Here is a 15572-nt window from a genome sequence, read left to right as displayed (position 1 = left end):
ACTGTCGGCGCGTCACCCCCAAAAAAGAAAAAACAACCGCCATTATCCCCATGAAATCAATAACCAGAGGCGCTGTTGAGTACCGACTTTATAATAATTACATTCCAACAATAAAATTACGCTAACAAATAGCGGTTAATTCCGTTAAAAAATTACATTTTTGCCAAAATTTTAATTAATGCAGAGTTACCAGGAATTTCTTGACTTAAGTGTTGGCTTCCCGCAAGAAGGCTTCGAGATTATTGATGATGAATTATATTTCCACGATCTTAATCTGATGGAGATGATTGAAACGTACGGCACGCCCCTGCGCTTCACTTATTTGCCAATGGTCACCAAAAAAATCCAGCAGGCAAAGTTGCTGTTTCAGCAGGCCATCGTCAAAAATAATTATCGCGGCAGCTATAAGTATTGCTATTGCACCAAAAGCTCGCACTTTAAACATATCGTTGAAGAAGCGCTGAAGAACGAGATCCACCTGGAAACATCATCAGCCTTTGATATGCCGATGATTGACGCGCTGGAGAAAAAAGGCGCTTTGACCAAGGACATGACCGTTATCTGCAACGGCTTTAAAACCTTCCAGTACAAGCAATATATTATTGATATGCTGCACGATGGTTTTAAAAACATCATCCCGGTACTGGATAATAAGGAAGAATTTAACCTGTATGATGACGAGGTAGAAATGGCTACCCCGTGCAACCTGGGTATAAGGATAGCTGCTGAGGAGCAACCCGACTCACAATTCTACACCTCGCGCCTGGGTATCCGCATGGAGGATATTATTGATTTTTATTATAACAAGATAGAGAACAACCCTAACTTCCAGGTTAAGCTGCTGCATTTTTTCATTAACTCGGGTATCTCTGATACGCCATACTACTGGAACGAGCTGGAGAAATACGTAACACTATACTGCAAGTTTAAAAAGATCAACCCGCATTTAGATACTTTGGATATTGGCGGCGGTATGCCGTTTAAAGATTCGCTGGTATTTGATTTTGATTACGAGTACATGATCAACGAGATCGTGAGCCGGATCAAAGAGATCTGTGCCGATAACGATACTGTTGAACCGGATATCATTACCGAATTTGGCAAGTATACCTGTGCCGAAGCGTCGGCGATATTATACAAAGTATTGGGCCGTAAACAACAAAACGACCGCGAGAAATGGCTGATGCTGGACGGATCATTCATTACCAATCTGCCCGACGTTTGGGCGCTTAACCAAAAATACATCCTGTTGCCAATAAACAATTGGGACTCTGAATACGAGCGTGTTAACCTTGGCGGCATAACCTGCGACGGCCAGGATTACTACAACCAGGAAGCACACATGAACAGTGTTTTTATGCCTAAAACCCGTAAGGTACAATACCTTGGCTTTTTCAACACCGGCGCCTACCAGGAAGTTTTAAGCGGCTATGGCGGCATACACCATTGCCTGTTGCCATCGCCCAAACATGTTATTATCCGCCGCAACCGCGACGAGACATTTAACTTCGAGGTTTTTGGCGAGGAACAAAACAGTAAACAGGTGTTGAAGATCTTAGGCTATACTACCTAAGATTTTGCTGACTCATCCATAAACAAAGCCCGGTAATAAACTACCGGGCTTTGTTATTTTTAGACAAATGGTTAGCTTTATAGACGTGATATCTAACTTATGACAGAATTATCTTTGGCTGCCCGCCATCATACCGGAATTACCATGATCTTTATTCGGAAACTAATTTGTAGTATATGAAGTTAATCCTCTCAGCCTCCTTTTATATGTTGATCATCGTCCTTGTCACGGGTTGTGGCAATGACAATAAACCCGGGCAAAATACGTCCACAAAAAGCACCGGTACAATAAAAAAAACTATCACTGAGATTAAGACCGCTGCTGCTGATCATGAACGGGATAGCGCCGAACTTACCAAACTGGTAAGGGCCATGTACAAATGGTATGACACCACGCCCAAAGTTGAGGGTTTTGCGGGCACAAAGAAAAACCCGGCAGACACCATATACAACGGCATTGACCTGGCCGAAAACAGCAGGGCTATTGAAGCCCTAACTAAAACCGGCTTTTTTGCCGCCGAATTTTTAGCGGATTACCGCGCAGTTGCCGTACGCATGGACAAAGAGCTTAAAGACGGATCGTCCTTGTGGATTGAAGGAGAGTTACCAACATTTAACGACGACGTAAACGAATGGTGCAATTGCCAGGACTATCCCGACAGATACTGGGATAAATTAACCCTGACCGGCATTAAATACACCACGGACGCAGCCAGTTTTAAATGGACCTGGGGTGATAATTTTTTTTATAACGTAAAGGCTAAAAAAGAAAACGGCACCTGGAAGATCAGTTACTTACAGGGCTTTGATATGAATTATTATAACTGGGGATGGATGAAGAAACACAAGACGCCTTCTGTAAAAGAGTGAAACTATTTTTTTAACAGGTGCAATTGTTCATTGGTCAGGCTTTCTTCCTGAAGATCATTGTTTGCGCCGAGTATTTTAAAACTCTCGACAAATATCTCGGTAATATATCTTTTAACGCGTTCGTTGTCTTCAAATGTCCGGGTGCGGCATTTTCCTTCCAGGTAAAGTAACTTTCCTTTTTTAAGCACCTGCGCTGCCGCCGACGCCAGGCTGCGCAGCATAACAATATTATGCCATTCGGTTTGTTCAACCTTTGCCCCGTTTTTGTTTACCGTTTCAATGGTAGCTAACGGAAACGATAAAACTGCGGTATCATCAGGCAGTACCTTAAAGTCAGGGTCCTCTCCTAAATAACCAACCAGTATAACCTTATTAATCCCGGGCATATAACATATTGAAAATGAAATTATCTAATTATAAAGTTAGTTGATATTATTGGAAATAACAGGAGTTTCTGAATAATATTGTACCCGGTTAACCAGATGATCCAGATCAAACGGCTTTTCAATAAATTCGTCGCATTGATAAGTGCCTAATGATAACAGTACCCTGGGAAAAGCCGTCATCAAAACAACCGGTATAGCACACGTAAACGGATTCTTTTTAATTTGCGCACAAATATCTCCGCCGTTAACACCCTCTAACAGGTAGTCAACCACAATCAAATCAGGCGACCGCTCTTTTATTGTTTTAAAGATGTCGTTCGTCCCGGTAACTGTCTCTACCTGAAATCCATTCCGGGTAAAAACACCGTCCAATATTTCCAGGAGTTCAATATCGTCGTCAATAACTAAAATGCGCTTTTCCATGCCTTTTTGGGTTAGTACTAAATAAATCTGAAAGAATTATCGGCAATTAGCAAGGGGAGGATGCGGCTGTGAAATAAATCTGATATACGCTTATAACAACAAAGGTAAATAAAATAAGTTTCTTTATAATTTAATTGCTACCTGTATAATATAATAAAATATACAATGGCTTAACTTTCAATTAATTGAATAAGATGGTTCAAAAACGGGTTAGGGTTTGAAACACGTCGCCAATTTTATGCCGGTATAATTACCAGTTAATACCCGGGGCCGCCTGAGGCTAAGCGAAACTACATTATAACAAATCGGAATATTAATGGTTAATTTGTTGACATGGATAAGAACGCTCCTAAGCAAATACCCTTACTGTCGGGCGATCTGAGTATAGCTGACCAAAAGCAGGCTATACTGGCAGCTATCATTGCTGATTCGGACGATGCCATTATCAGCAAAACGCTGGCAGGTATTATTACCAGTTGGAACCCGGCGGCCATAAAAATGTTTGGTTATACAGAACAGGAAGCCGTTGGCCGTCATATTTCGCTCATTATCCCCCCTGACAGAATGAACGAGGAGGAGTTGATCATCAGTAACGTAGCAAAAGGCAATAAGGTAGACCACTTTGAAACCATACGTATGGCTAAAGACGGCCACCTGATCCCCATATCGGTTACAATTTCGCCTATCACCGACCGGTCAGGCAAGATCATCGGTGCCTCAAAGATCGTTCGTGATATTTCCATTTACAAAAAAGTAACTGAAAAACAGGGAATGCTGGCTGCAATCGTCGACAGTTCAGACGATACCATCCTGAGCAAAACATTGGACGGGATTATTACCAGCTGGAATAAAGCTGCGGAGAAAATGTTTGGCTATACCGCACAGGAGATTATCGGCAAACACGTCACCATCATTATTCCGCCCGAGAGGATTGAGGAAGAGATTTTCATCATTGGCGAGGTATCAAAAGGCAACAAGCTGGATCATTTTCAAACCATCCGCAAGGCCAAAGACGGGCGCCTGGTACCCATTTCGCTTTCCGTATCTCCTATTGTGGATGACACGGGTAAGATAATCGGTGCTTCAAAGATCGCACGTGATATTAGCGAACAGCTGGACGGCGAGCAAGAAAGGGCCCGGCTTTATGAACAGGTAAAAGCGCTTAATGACAAGAAAGACGAATTTATAGGGCTGGCAAGCCATGAATTAAAAACCCCGCTCACCAGCATCGGTGGTTATTTGCAGATATTAAGTACGCTGATAAAAGATGAAAAAGCCGCGCGGTTTGTGGAAAAAACCCGCCGGCAGCTTAAAAAGCTGAGCGTGCTGGTATCAGATCTGCTGGATGTATCCAAAATAGAGGCCGGCAAGTTGCGTTTTTCTATCGAGCGGTTTGATATCCGGCAGGTCATTACCGAAGTGATCGAGCTGTTCTCGTACGGTAATAACAATTACCAGATTACACTGGAGACGGACCTGGCCGAATTAATGATAAGCGCCGATCCTAACCGTATTGAACAGGTAATCAACAACCTGCTTACCAATGCCATTCGTTATTCGCCCGGTAACAACCGGATAATTATTTACCTGAGCCGTGAAGCCGGCAATGTGAAAGTAGGCATCCGGGATTTCGGTATAGGTATCGCCCCGGAAAAAATAAAGCATGTTTTCTCCCGCTTTTACCGGGTTGACGAATCCAACCCTAATGTATCAGGGCTGGGTATTGGCCTTTACCTCTCGCAGGAGATCATCAGCCGTCACGGTGGCCGGATCTGGGCCGAAAGCGAACCGGGCGTCGGCAGTATATTTTGGTTTACGCTGCCGCCGGAGGGATAGCTGATAACTACTGCAGGCTTATTCAGCAGCCATTGCACTGTCAGGCGGCTGTCAGTAAGATTTATATTAGTTTAATTGTTCCCGGTCAATTATTATATTGCCTGTTATAAACTACACGCATGCTTGAACAGTACGATCTGGGTAATTTATTGGTATTGGATATTGAAACCGTGCCCCAATACAGCACGCATGATGACCTGCCCGACCATTTCAAAAAACTCTGGGACCTTAAAACCCAGCGCATCCGCAAGGATGAAACCGCCGAAGAGTTTTACGAAAGCGCCGGGATATGGGCAGAGTTTGGTAAGATCATTTGTATATCGGTAGGTATTTTTACCGGCGGCAGCAGCCGCGGGCTCCGCATAAAATCGTTTGCCGGCCATGATGAAAAGGACCTGTTGGAAAGATTTTCAGGCATGCTGGCGGGCCAGTCTAACAACCTGGTATTGTGCGCGCACAATGGTAAAGAATTTGATTTTCCATACATCTGCCGCCGTATGCTTATCAATGGCCTGCCCCTGCCCAAACAGTTGGACATAGCCGGCAAGAAACCCTGGGAGATCGGTCACCTGGATACCATGGAACTTTGGAAATTTGGCGATTATAAAAGCTATACATCATTAAACCTGCTTACTTCTATATTTAACATACCTACGCCAAAAGATGATATCGACGGCAGTATGGTGGGCTCGGTATACTGGAAGGAAAATCAACTGGAGCGCATTTGCACCTATTGCCAAAAAGATGTAATAGCTACCGCCCAGCTATTAAGGCGATACCGCGGCGAAGCGCTGATAGCTGACGAAAATATTACCATAGTAGGTTGATATGCTCAGCGTAACCAATCTTAACATCGGGTTTAAAACGCCGAACGGCTTATTTGATGCCGTTAAAGACGTATCGTTCAATCTGGCCAAAGGCGAGACCATTGGCATCGTAGGCGAATCGGGTTCGGGCAAATCTGTTACTTCGCTGGCTTTAATGCGTTTGCTGGACAAAGGCAATTCTATAGTCGGCGGAAAAGTAGTTCTGGACGAATTTAGTCTTTTTGATTTAACTGAAGAAGAAATGCGGGCCGTACGCGGTAACCGGCTGGCGATGATCTTCCAGGAACCCATGACCTCGCTTAACCCGGTGCTGACTTGCGGTTTCCAGGTGGCCGAAGCCATACAGCTACACTTAGGGGCAACCAAAGCGGAGGCAAAGGCTCAAACCATCAAACTGTTTCAGGAGGTGCAACTCCCCCGCCCTGAAGCCATATTTGACAGCTACCCGCACCAGCTATCCGGCGGCCAAAAGCAACGGGTAATGATTGCTATGGCGCTATCCTGTGATCCGGAAATATTAATTGCTGATGAGCCAACAACGGCGCTGGATGTAACCGTGCAAAAAACTATCATCGACCTCCTGAAAAAAATCAAGGACGAACGCGGGATGAGCCTTGTTTTTATATCGCATGATCTTGGCGTGGTTAATGAAATAGCAGACCGCGTGCTGGTGATGTATAAAGGCGAAATAGTGGAAGAAGGAGCCGCCAAAACATTATTTACCCACCCGAAGCACCCTTATACCAAAGGCTTGCTGGCCTGTCGGCCATCGGTTAAATATCATCTTAAAAAACTGCCGGTAATTGCCGACTTTTTGGATAGTGATACAACCATAGCACAATTGCGCGCAGCCTATAGTTATACCCAAAAAGAACGGGCCGAGCACAAAACAAAACTATACAATCAGGATCCCATTTTAAAGGTTACGGGCCTCAGCACCTGGTTCCCGGTCGGCACCGGCATTTTTGGTCAGCCGAAAAATGTTATTAAGGCGGTTAACAAGGTCAGTTTTGACGTTTACCCCGGTGAAACGCTGGGCCTGGTTGGCGAATCAGGTTGCGGTAAAACCACATTGGGCAGGAGCATCCTGCGATTGATCGAGCCAACCTCAGGAAACATTAATTTTGAAGGGAATGATCTGCGGAGTTTGGGTAAAGATGAACTGCGCCGTATGCGGCGTAACATCCAGATCATTTTCCAGGACCCTTACTCTTCTTTAAATCCCCAGTTAACTGTTGGCGAATCGATTATGGAGCCGCTGCAGGTACATGGCGTATATAGCGGGGACAAGCAACGTAAACAAAAGGTTATGGAACTGCTGGAAAGGGTGAATTTGCTGCCCGCCCACTTTAACCGGTACCCGCACGAGTTTTCGGGCGGGCAGCGGCAACGTATTGTAATAGCGCGCGCCCTTGCATTACAACCCCGGTTTATTATTTGTGATGAGTCGGTATCCGCGTTAGACGTTTCCGTACAGGCGCAGGTGTTAAACCTGATACGCGAGTTGCAACAGGAATTTAAACTGACCTATATTTTTATATCGCATGACCTGTCAGTCATCAGACATATTTCAGACCGGATGATGGTGATGAATAAAGGCGAAATAGTTGAAATTGGCGATCCGGACGATATTTATAATCATCCCAAACAAGACTACACAAAGTGGTTGATCGACTCCATCCCGCATTTTTAAATTTGCTTTAGCGTGAATGCACGTTGCAAACTGCACTTAAGTTAGCGTTACAGCCACATCATTTCAAAAACACATTCAAATTTCCGTACGGGGCTTTGCATAATCCGCATTCTTCTTTTCCGTATCTTCGCATAAATACATATCTATCTATGTCTAATAAAAAGAAACACAGCTCAACTATTAACCAGGTGCTCACGCAAATGGTGCTTGATATTTTTGAGCAAAATGGCAATACACCACTAAACTACAAACAGGTATCAGCAAAATTAAATATCCGCGATCCTGATGCAAAATATACCATACTTGATATTTTAAAAGAGGAGGCATTTAAGCAAACCTTAAAAGAAGTTACTCCCGGCAAGTTTCAATTAATTGAATTAAAAACTTTTGTTGAGGGCAAGGTTGACCTGACCAATGATGGCTCGGCTTTTATTGTTACGGATGATCCGGATGAAACCGACATATTTGTTGCCCCGCGTAAATTACGCAACGCTTTAAATGGCGACCGCGTTAAAGTTTATGTATATGCAATAAGTAAAGGGAAACGCCAGGAAGGCGAGGTAATTGAAATATTACAACGCGCTAAAATGGAGTTTACCGGTATCGTAAAACTGTCAGACCGGTACGCTTTTTTTATTCCCGACGACCGCAAAATGATGCACGATATTTTTATCCCGATGAGCGAACTCAACGGGGCAAAAAACGGGATCAAAGCCGTTGCAGAAATTACCGACTGGCCGGCGCAGGCTAAGAACCCGGTGGGACGTATCAAACATATCCTGGGTGCGCAGGGCGAGAATGATACCGAGATGAACGCCATCCTTGCCGAGTATGGTTTCCCGCTATCGTTCTCTGCCGAGGTTGAACATGACGCCGAAGAAATATCAGCGGACATAACCGCGCACGAGATTGCTAAACGGAGAGATTTCAGGGACGTTACAACCTTTACTATCGACCCCTTTGACGCTAAAGATTTTGATGATGCCATATCGTTTAAAGTTTTAGAGAATGGCAATTACGAGATCGGGGTGCATATCGCTGATGTATCGCATTATATTATCACCGACTCTGCACTGGATAAAGAAGCGTTTGACCGTGGCACTTCGGTTTACCTGGTAGACCGCGTGATCCCGATGTTACCGGAGCGACTGTCAAACGGGCTGTGCTCTTTGCGTCCAAACGAAGATAAACTTTGTTTCGCGGCAGTATTTGAACTGGATAACAAAGCTAACGTTGTTACCGAATGGTTTGGTAAAACGGTTATCAACTCAAACCGCCGTTTTACTTATGAGGAGGCGCAGGAAATAATTGAAGCCAAACAAGGCGACTATTCAGTCGAACTATTAAAACTAAATGAACTTGCCTATATCTTGCGCGATCGTAAGTTTAAGAACGGTGCTATCAGCTTTGAAACAACCGAGGTTAAATTTCACCTGGACGAAAAGGGCAAGCCAACGGGCGTATATATAAAAGAACGCAAAGATGCCCATAAACTGATAGAGGATTACATGCTTTTAGCCAACCGCAAGGTTGCCGAATTTGTTAGCAACAAGGGCAAGGGCAAACAGAAATACACCTTTGTATACCGCGCGCACGATTCGCCAAAACCAGACGCGCTGGCTAGTTTTGCTAATTTCGCGGCCAGGTTTGGGTATAAAATCAATACCAAATCAGACAAAGAAATCGCCAAATCCCTTAATTTTTTAATGGAGGATGTAGAGGGCAAGAAAGAACAAAACGTATTGACGCATTTAGCTATACGGTCAATGGCGAAAGCTATTTATACCACTAAAACCAGCAGTCACTACGGTTTGGCGTTTGATCATTATACGCACTTTACCTCGCCTATCCGCCGTTATCCGGATGTGATGGTACACCGTTTATTGCAGTATTATTTAGACGGCGGCCAGTCGGTTAATGCAGATCATTATGAAAAAATGTGCCAGCATGCATCACAAATGGAAAAGAAAGCTGCTGATGCCGAGCGCTCGTCAGTTAAATATAAGCAAGCCGAGTTCCTGAAGGACCAGGTTGGTTCAATTTACAGCGGAGTGATCTCCGGCGTTACCGAATGGGGTATGTATGTTGAGATCATTGAAAATAAATGCGAAGGCATGATCCGGCTGCGGGATATCTCTGATGATTTTTATACTTTAGACGAGAAAAATTATGCCATCATCGGACAACGTAAAAAGAAAATTTACCAGTTGGGCGATGAAGTAAATATCCGTGTTAAAAACGTTGATCTGGCAAAAAAACAAATTGATTTTTCGTTAGTACAAGACTAGTATATAGCTGATTTAAGTTGGATTTGGTTGATTGAGTTATAAAGTCCGGATGATATTAAATCTGGCTACCGCTAACTCAGTCAACCATTCACCATTTACCAAAACATGAGAGAACTACAGGAATTACAATTATTAATTGACAACGCGATTACCCAGCTTAAATACCCCGAGTATCCCTCAGAGCTGTATGAGCCTATAAATTATATCCTGGGCATGGGCGGCAAACGCATGCGCCCTGCCCTGCTTTTAATGGCCTGCGATCTTTTTGGTGGCGATGTTGAAAAAGCCCTGTCTCCTGCCTTGGCTATTGAAGTGTTCCATAACTTCACCCTGATGCATGATGACATAATGGACAACGCCCCCTTACGCCGTGGCAAAGTCACGGTACACGAGCGCTGGAACCACAATGCGGCTATTTTATCGGGCGATGTCATGTTGATTGAAGGTTACAAGCTGATGATGCAGGTTGAGGACCGTTTGCTGCGGGTGATCCTGGATATATTTAACAAAACTGCTGTAGGCGTTTGCGAGGGGCAGCAACTGGATATGGATTTTGAGGTCCGGAATGACGTTAAGATCAACGAGTATATTTACATGATTAAGCTTAAAACTGCTGTTGTGTTAGGCGGCGCATTAAAAATTGGTTCGATATTAGGCGGCGCCGATATGAAAGATGCTGAGCTGATTGCAGAATTTGGCGAAAACCTTGGCATTGCTTTTCAGTTACAGGATGATATCCTGGATGTATATGGTTCCCCTGAAAAGTTTGGCAAGCAGGTTGGCGGCGATATTATCTCCAATAAAAAAACTTACCTGCTGATAAAAGCACTGGAATTGGCGGATGCTACACAAACCGCAGAACTAACCAAATGGATTGATGCCAAACAATTTGATAACCATGAAAAAGTAGAGGCTGTTACGGCTGTTTATAGCGCCGTGCAGGTAAAACAACATGCAGAAACCACGATGCAGGCCTACGCCGATAAAGCTTTTGAGGCATTAGAGAAAATCAATCTGCCGGAAGAAAACAAGCAATACCTGCGCGATTTTGCTGATGGGTTAATGGTGAGGGAATATTAGTAACTTTAATATATGTCTTTTATCAAAGTTTATTACGTATTGTTTTTCGGAGTTCTTTCTTCATTCTGCACATACGCCCAAAATTCTAAAAAAACCGAATTGGATAAAGCAAAAGATAACTCAACAATCGACATACGAATTGATGAGCCAATCCCTGAGCCGGAAGTAAACCCAACGCATGATAAGAATTTTATCTATAACCAGGTTGAATCACAGCCTCAATTCCGGGGAGGCATGGAAAAACTCTCTTCTTTTCTGAAAAAAAATCTAAAGTGGCCTTATTTAGATAAAGACTACAAAGAAAAAGTTATTGCCAATTTTGTTGTAGAAAAAAACGGAATGATAACTAATATTAAAATTGTACGGGGCCTTTCAGACGATTTTAATGCAGAAGTAGTAAGGGTATTGAAGCTTAGCCCCAAATGGCTTCCCGGTTTATTGAATGGCAAACCTGTAAGGGTTAGTTACACTATTCCGATAACGTCTGATCTGTATAATAAATAGCCCGGTGGGTGTTTATTATACCAATAAAAGGCCTCTTGTACACCTATTACAGCCTGCCGTGTAAAGATTGAAGTATTTTGTTCATACTTCAGCATCAGGAAATCCTTATAGTATCAGTTTTTTTACAACAGTTGTAACCCATTATGCTAAGAAGATTTAGCATATTTAGTCAACCAATAATAAACTGATTTTATGAATCCTAAAAAGCTATCGCCTGTCGCTTCGGCTGTTGGTAAAAATCCACGTCGTATATTCATTAAAAACAGTGCAGCACTGGCTGCTTTGCTAGCTGCCGGCCCGCTGGTAAAAATGTCGGCATTTGCGGCAAACAAACCCGCTAAAGAATTGATCAATGGCCTCCAGGTGGGCATAGCTTCCTTTGCTGATGAAGGCGTAGATGTAGTTTTGGATACCCTGCAAAAACGCGGTGCCATCAACACCATATTCTTAAACACATTTACTTATGGTGACGGACTTTCGGGCAGGCAGGTTAGCGGCCAGCCGTTTCCTGATCACGGCCCGCAAGAAAAGGATCTGAATTATCATGGCGGTAACTATGCTATCCCCCATCCCCAATATTATAATAATACAACATTAAAAGATACACGGTCGCCGGAATATGGGAGCCGCGACTTAGTTGCCGAAGTGATCAAAGGCACCCGCAAACGTGGCATGAAATTGTTTGCCACCATTGAAGATCAATGGCGCGATGATGTACCCGGCATTGATGATTGCCGCGAGGTTGATCTGCTGGGCCGTAAAACAAAAACAACCTGCCTGTTCAACCCAAATGTACGCGCCTTTTGGACAGCCCTGGCTACCGATACCTGCGCGAGTTATGATCTTGACGGGCTTGTGTTTTTTAACGAACGCAGCGGCCCGCTATTGAATGCTTTAGGGGCGAGCCATTTGGTTGGCACGGTAGATCCTTCTAAATCTACCTGCTTTTGCCGGTATCACCAGGAAGCGGCAAAGAAACGCGGGATTAACTTAGAACGTACTAAAGAAGGCTATCATAAACTGGATGCTTTTGCAAAAGCGGCTTTAGCTGATCAACGACCCAGCGATGGCTATTATGTCGAGTTTCAACGGATCATGCTGGAATACCCGGAGATTGTTGCCTGGGATCAGTTATTTGACTACGGCAAGCACCAGATTGTTGACGACGTTTATAAAGCTATTAAGGCCCTCGGTAAAAAGCAATTGGTTGGTTTGCATATTGAGCATGTAAACTCATTTAATCCTTTCTTTCGCGCTACGCGTGATTATGCAGACCTCGCTACCCGGGTTGATTTCCTGAAAATAGTGGTTTATAACAACTGCGGCGGCGAGCGTTACCAGCATTTTATAAAAAATATAGGTTCGACGATATTCAAGGATATCCCGCACGAAGAGCTTATGCGGTTTAACAGCCGCCTGCTGGGTTATAGCGAGAACGAAGCATCTTACGATAATCTGCCTATGGCCGGCTTATCACCCGATTATGTTTACCGCGAAACGCAACGTGCCCTTAAAGGTGTTAAAGGCAAATGTTTGATATTTCCCGGTATTGATATCGGTATCCCGACCGGAAAAAACAGCCGTAAACAAACCACTGATGATGTTTATAAGGCTACCCTTGCCGCTTATAGGGCCGGTGCGGACGGGATTATTATATCACGCAAATACTCTGAGATGAATTTGAACCTTATTGACGCCGCCGGACGGGCGATCCGCGAAGCGACGAAAGGTTAACAAACATACTTTTATATGAAAGAAGATTTAAAAGACGGGATCTCGCGACGTAAATTCGTGCAAGCCGGCGGTATGATTGCCGCCACTGCAGTTATCCCTGCCAAAGTTGTAAACGGCGCGGAAAAACAGGCCGAAAGCACTGTTAATATCCCGGAAGATGATTACCTGCAATATATCGACCCAACAATAGGTAATATAGCCCCGCTGCTTAATACAAACCGCCCGGTGGTACATTTACCCAATCAAATGGTAAGGACGCACCCGCGGCGCCAGGACTATCTGGATGACCAGGTATCGGGTTTTACGTTACTGTCCTTAAATGTTATTACGCCACAGGTAATCTTTTCGGTAAGGCCGGCAAAAGGCCCGATTACGGATGCCGACTGGAACGAGCGGCTGACCTATGACCACGATCTGGAAATTACCCGCCCATGGTACTATGCTACTACGTTGATTGAAAAGGACATACGGGTTGAACATACCGTAAGCAATAAAGGTGGTATTTACCGGTTCAGATTTCCGAAAGATGTTGAGAAACACGTGTTGCTTACACACTGTTACGATAACGGCTTATACAGCATTGACACTGATAACAGCGTTACCGGAACCGAGTTTGTAATTGACAGTATCCATGCGCAAAAGGGGAAAGCTTATATGTACGGAACCTTTTCAGGTAAACCGGCGGGTACAAAATCAGAGGGAGATAAGGATTGGGGAAAATATACGGTACAGGGCGCTTTAGCTACGCCTAAAATGATGAATGGCGAAAAAGTGGCTATGAGCTACGCTAAAAATGATCCGGATGTTATTGAATTCAGATTCGGTGTATCATTCATTAGTCCCGAACAGGCGAAGAAAAACCACGACAAAGAGCTTGCCGGTATTACATTTGATCAGCTGGCCGCTAAAGGCAAAGCAGTATGGCAGAAAGTTATTAACCAAATAAAGGTTGAAGGCGGCACCGTATCGCAAAAACGGACTTTCTATACCGCATTATACCGTAGTTATGTACGCATGGTGAATATTACCGAAGATGGCCAATATTTTAGCGGGTATGATAACAAGGTACATGATGATAAACGCAACATCTATACCGATGACTATACCTGGGGCGATTATATCGCTCAACACCCGCTGCGCGCAATACTCAATCCGCAACAGGAAGGAGATATGTTGCAATCGTACGTTAACATGTATGAGCAAAGCGGCTGGATGCCCGAATACCCCAAAGTGTTTGGCGACCGGCCGGGTATGTTTGGGTTTTATTCGTCGGTAATGTTTTTGGATGCCTATCGTAAGGGAATAAAAAACTTCGATACAAAAAAGGCCCTGGAAGGCATGGTAAAGAATGCAGAGCAGGCTACCATGCTCGCCTCTACCAACGGTCCAAAAGGTGCCCTGGAAGACTTTTATTATGAAAAAGGCTACTACCCTGCCCTGCACCCCGGCGAGGCTGAGTCTGACCCGGTGGCTAAGGCCCACCACAGCGCGCGATCGGCCGTTGCGGTTACGCTGGCTGCAAGCTATAATGATTGGGCGGTTAGCGAGCTGGCTAAAGAATTGGGTAACATCCCGGTTCACCTTAAATTTGCGCCCAGAGCCAAAAACTATAAAAATTTATGGAGCAGGGATAAGGTTTTGTTTATGCCTAAGGATGATAAAGGTGAGTGGGTAGATATTGACCCAAAAACACAGGGACAATCCTATTATAACGAAAACAACGGTTATACCTATAAGTGGGGCGTAACGCATGATATAGAGGGCCTGATAGAGTTGATGGGCGGAAAAGACAAATTTGAACAGGAGCTCGACCAATTTTTCAGAGAAGGGCTGGGAAGCAGCCGTGCCACGTTCTATTCCAAATTTCCGGATATGACGGGGCTCATCGGCCAGTTTGCTATGGGCAATCAATGTTCGTTCCAGATCCCGTTCCTCTTTAACTACACCGGTTCGCCGTGGAAAACGCAGAAATGGACGCGCTTTATATTAGATGTTTATTTTAACGATACGGTATTAGGTGTGCCCGGCGATGAAGACGGAGGTTCCATGTCTTCGGTGGTTGTATTTAGTGCAATGGGCTTTTTTCCATTAAAACCAGGATCGCCGGTATATACAATAACCAGTCCGGTATTTAGCAAGGTTAGTATAGACCTGCCAAACGGTAAGGTGTTTACCCTATTAGCCAACGGCAGTTCAAAAACCAAAAAATATATCCAGTCGGCAACCATGAATGGCAAAAAACTGGACTCGATGTGGTTCTCACATGATGACCTGGTAAACGGCGGAACATTGGTGCTGGAGATGGGTGAAATGCCGCTTAGAGCTTAATGTATATAAGAAAAGCCTTTCTTGGCAGAAA

At 44.2% G+C, this 15572-nt stretch carries 12 protein-coding genes; 10 read left to right on the top strand and 2 right to left on the bottom strand.

The annotated features are described in order from the left end of the window. Positions 1–178 precede the first annotated feature (178 nt). Both LJ658_RS13165 and LJ658_RS13160 read left to right on the top strand, forming a co-directional pair. The gene (locus LJ658_RS13165; protein ID WP_230546986.1) at positions 179–1573 is read left to right on the top strand and encodes an arginine decarboxylase; all 1395 of its coding nucleotides are present in this window, start codon (positions 179–181) and stop codon (positions 1571–1573) included. Positions 1574–1749: 176 nt separating this feature from the next. Next, on the top strand, positions 1750–2442 hold the full coding sequence (locus LJ658_RS13160) for a hypothetical protein (protein WP_230546985.1): 693 nt from the start codon (positions 1750–1752) through the stop codon (positions 2440–2442). Positions 2443–2444: 2 nt separating this feature from the next. On the opposite strand, the gene LJ658_RS13155 is transcribed toward LJ658_RS13160, so the two are convergent. Continuing rightward, positions 2445–2828: a single-stranded DNA-binding protein gene (locus LJ658_RS13155; protein WP_230546984.1), complete on the bottom strand. Its 384-nt coding sequence runs from the start codon at positions 2826–2828 to the stop codon at positions 2445–2447. 36 nt (positions 2829–2864) lie between these two features. Next, positions 2865–3251 carry a two-component system response regulator gene (locus LJ658_RS13150; protein WP_230546983.1) on the bottom strand — a complete coding sequence of 129 codons (387 nt, stop codon included), beginning with the start codon at positions 3249–3251 and terminating at the stop codon, positions 2865–2867. Between the two features lie 333 nt (positions 3252–3584). Here LJ658_RS13150 and LJ658_RS13145 point away from each other — a divergent pair, with 333 nt between their 5' ends. The 8 genes from LJ658_RS13145 to LJ658_RS13110 all read left to right on the top strand — a co-directional run bounded on the left by LJ658_RS13145 (position 3585) and on the right by LJ658_RS13110 (position 15541). Further along, the gene (locus LJ658_RS13145; RefSeq protein WP_230546982.1) at positions 3585–5087 is read left to right on the top strand and encodes a PAS domain-containing sensor histidine kinase; all 1503 of its coding nucleotides are present in this window, start codon (positions 3585–3587) and stop codon (positions 5085–5087) included. A gap of 119 nt (positions 5088–5206) precedes the next feature. Beyond that, positions 5207–5914, top strand: a complete 708-nt coding sequence (locus LJ658_RS13140; protein WP_230546981.1) for a 3'-5' exonuclease — start codon at positions 5207–5209, stop codon at positions 5912–5914. Position 5915: 1 nt separating this feature from the next. Further along, positions 5916–7607: an ABC transporter ATP-binding protein gene (locus LJ658_RS13135; RefSeq protein WP_230546980.1), complete on the top strand. Its 1692-nt coding sequence runs from the start codon at positions 5916–5918 to the stop codon at positions 7605–7607. Between the two features lie 149 nt (positions 7608–7756). Beyond that, positions 7757–9895 carry a ribonuclease R gene (rnr, locus tag LJ658_RS13130; RefSeq protein WP_230546979.1) on the top strand — a complete coding sequence of 713 codons (2139 nt, stop codon included), beginning with the start codon at positions 7757–7759 and terminating at the stop codon, positions 9893–9895. Between the two features lie 105 nt (positions 9896–10000). Next, positions 10001–10975, top strand: coding sequence for a polyprenyl synthetase family protein (locus tag LJ658_RS13125; RefSeq protein ID WP_230546978.1), 975 nt, complete (start codon positions 10001–10003; stop codon positions 10973–10975). Positions 10976–10987: 12 nt separating this feature from the next. Continuing rightward, positions 10988–11479 (top strand): energy transducer TonB, encoded by a 492-nt coding sequence (locus LJ658_RS13120; RefSeq protein ID WP_230546977.1) that lies wholly within the window; start codon positions 10988–10990, stop codon positions 11477–11479. Between the two features lie 192 nt (positions 11480–11671). Continuing rightward, positions 11672–13213 carry a hypothetical protein gene (locus tag LJ658_RS13115; RefSeq protein ID WP_230546976.1) on the top strand — a complete coding sequence of 514 codons (1542 nt, stop codon included), beginning with the start codon at positions 11672–11674 and terminating at the stop codon, positions 13211–13213. Between the two features lie 15 nt (positions 13214–13228). Next, entirely contained in the window at positions 13229–15541 is a 2313-nt protein-coding gene (locus LJ658_RS13110) for a GH92 family glycosyl hydrolase (RefSeq protein ID WP_230546975.1), read from the top strand. Positions 15542–15572: the final 31 nt, after the last annotated feature.

This window comes from Mucilaginibacter sp. UR6-11 (assembly GCF_020880695.1).
Taxonomy (GTDB): Bacteria; Bacteroidota; Bacteroidia; order Sphingobacteriales; family Sphingobacteriaceae; genus Mucilaginibacter.
Note: the sequence above shows the minus strand (reverse complement) of the source record. Positions and strands in the feature narration are given on the sequence as shown.

Coding starts and splice junctions, on each gene's coding strand:
- LJ658_RS13165 (WP_230546986.1), top strand. CDS start 179: ATGCAGAGTTACCAGGAATTTCTTGACTTAAGTGTTGGCTTCCCGCAA.
- LJ658_RS13160 (WP_230546985.1), top strand. CDS start 1,750: ATGAAGTTAATCCTCTCAGCCTCCTTTTATATGTTGATCATCGTCCTT.
- LJ658_RS13155 (WP_230546984.1), bottom strand. CDS start 2,828: ATGCCCGGGATTAATAAGGTTATACTGGTTGGTTATTTAGGAGAGGAC.
- LJ658_RS13150 (WP_230546983.1), bottom strand. CDS start 3,251: ATGGAAAAGCGCATTTTAGTTATTGACGACGATATTGAACTCCTGGAA.
- LJ658_RS13145 (WP_230546982.1), top strand. CDS start 3,585: ATGGATAAGAACGCTCCTAAGCAAATACCCTTACTGTCGGGCGATCTG.
- LJ658_RS13140 (WP_230546981.1), top strand. CDS start 5,207: ATGCTTGAACAGTACGATCTGGGTAATTTATTGGTATTGGATATTGAA.
- LJ658_RS13135 (WP_230546980.1), top strand. CDS start 5,916: ATGCTCAGCGTAACCAATCTTAACATCGGGTTTAAAACGCCGAACGGC.
- rnr (WP_230546979.1), top strand. CDS start 7,757: ATGTCTAATAAAAAGAAACACAGCTCAACTATTAACCAGGTGCTCACG.
- LJ658_RS13125 (WP_230546978.1), top strand. CDS start 10,001: ATGAGAGAACTACAGGAATTACAATTATTAATTGACAACGCGATTACC.
- LJ658_RS13120 (WP_230546977.1), top strand. CDS start 10,988: ATGTCTTTTATCAAAGTTTATTACGTATTGTTTTTCGGAGTTCTTTCT.
- LJ658_RS13115 (WP_230546976.1), top strand. CDS start 11,672: ATGAATCCTAAAAAGCTATCGCCTGTCGCTTCGGCTGTTGGTAAAAAT.
- LJ658_RS13110 (WP_230546975.1), top strand. CDS start 13,229: ATGAAAGAAGATTTAAAAGACGGGATCTCGCGACGTAAATTCGTGCAA.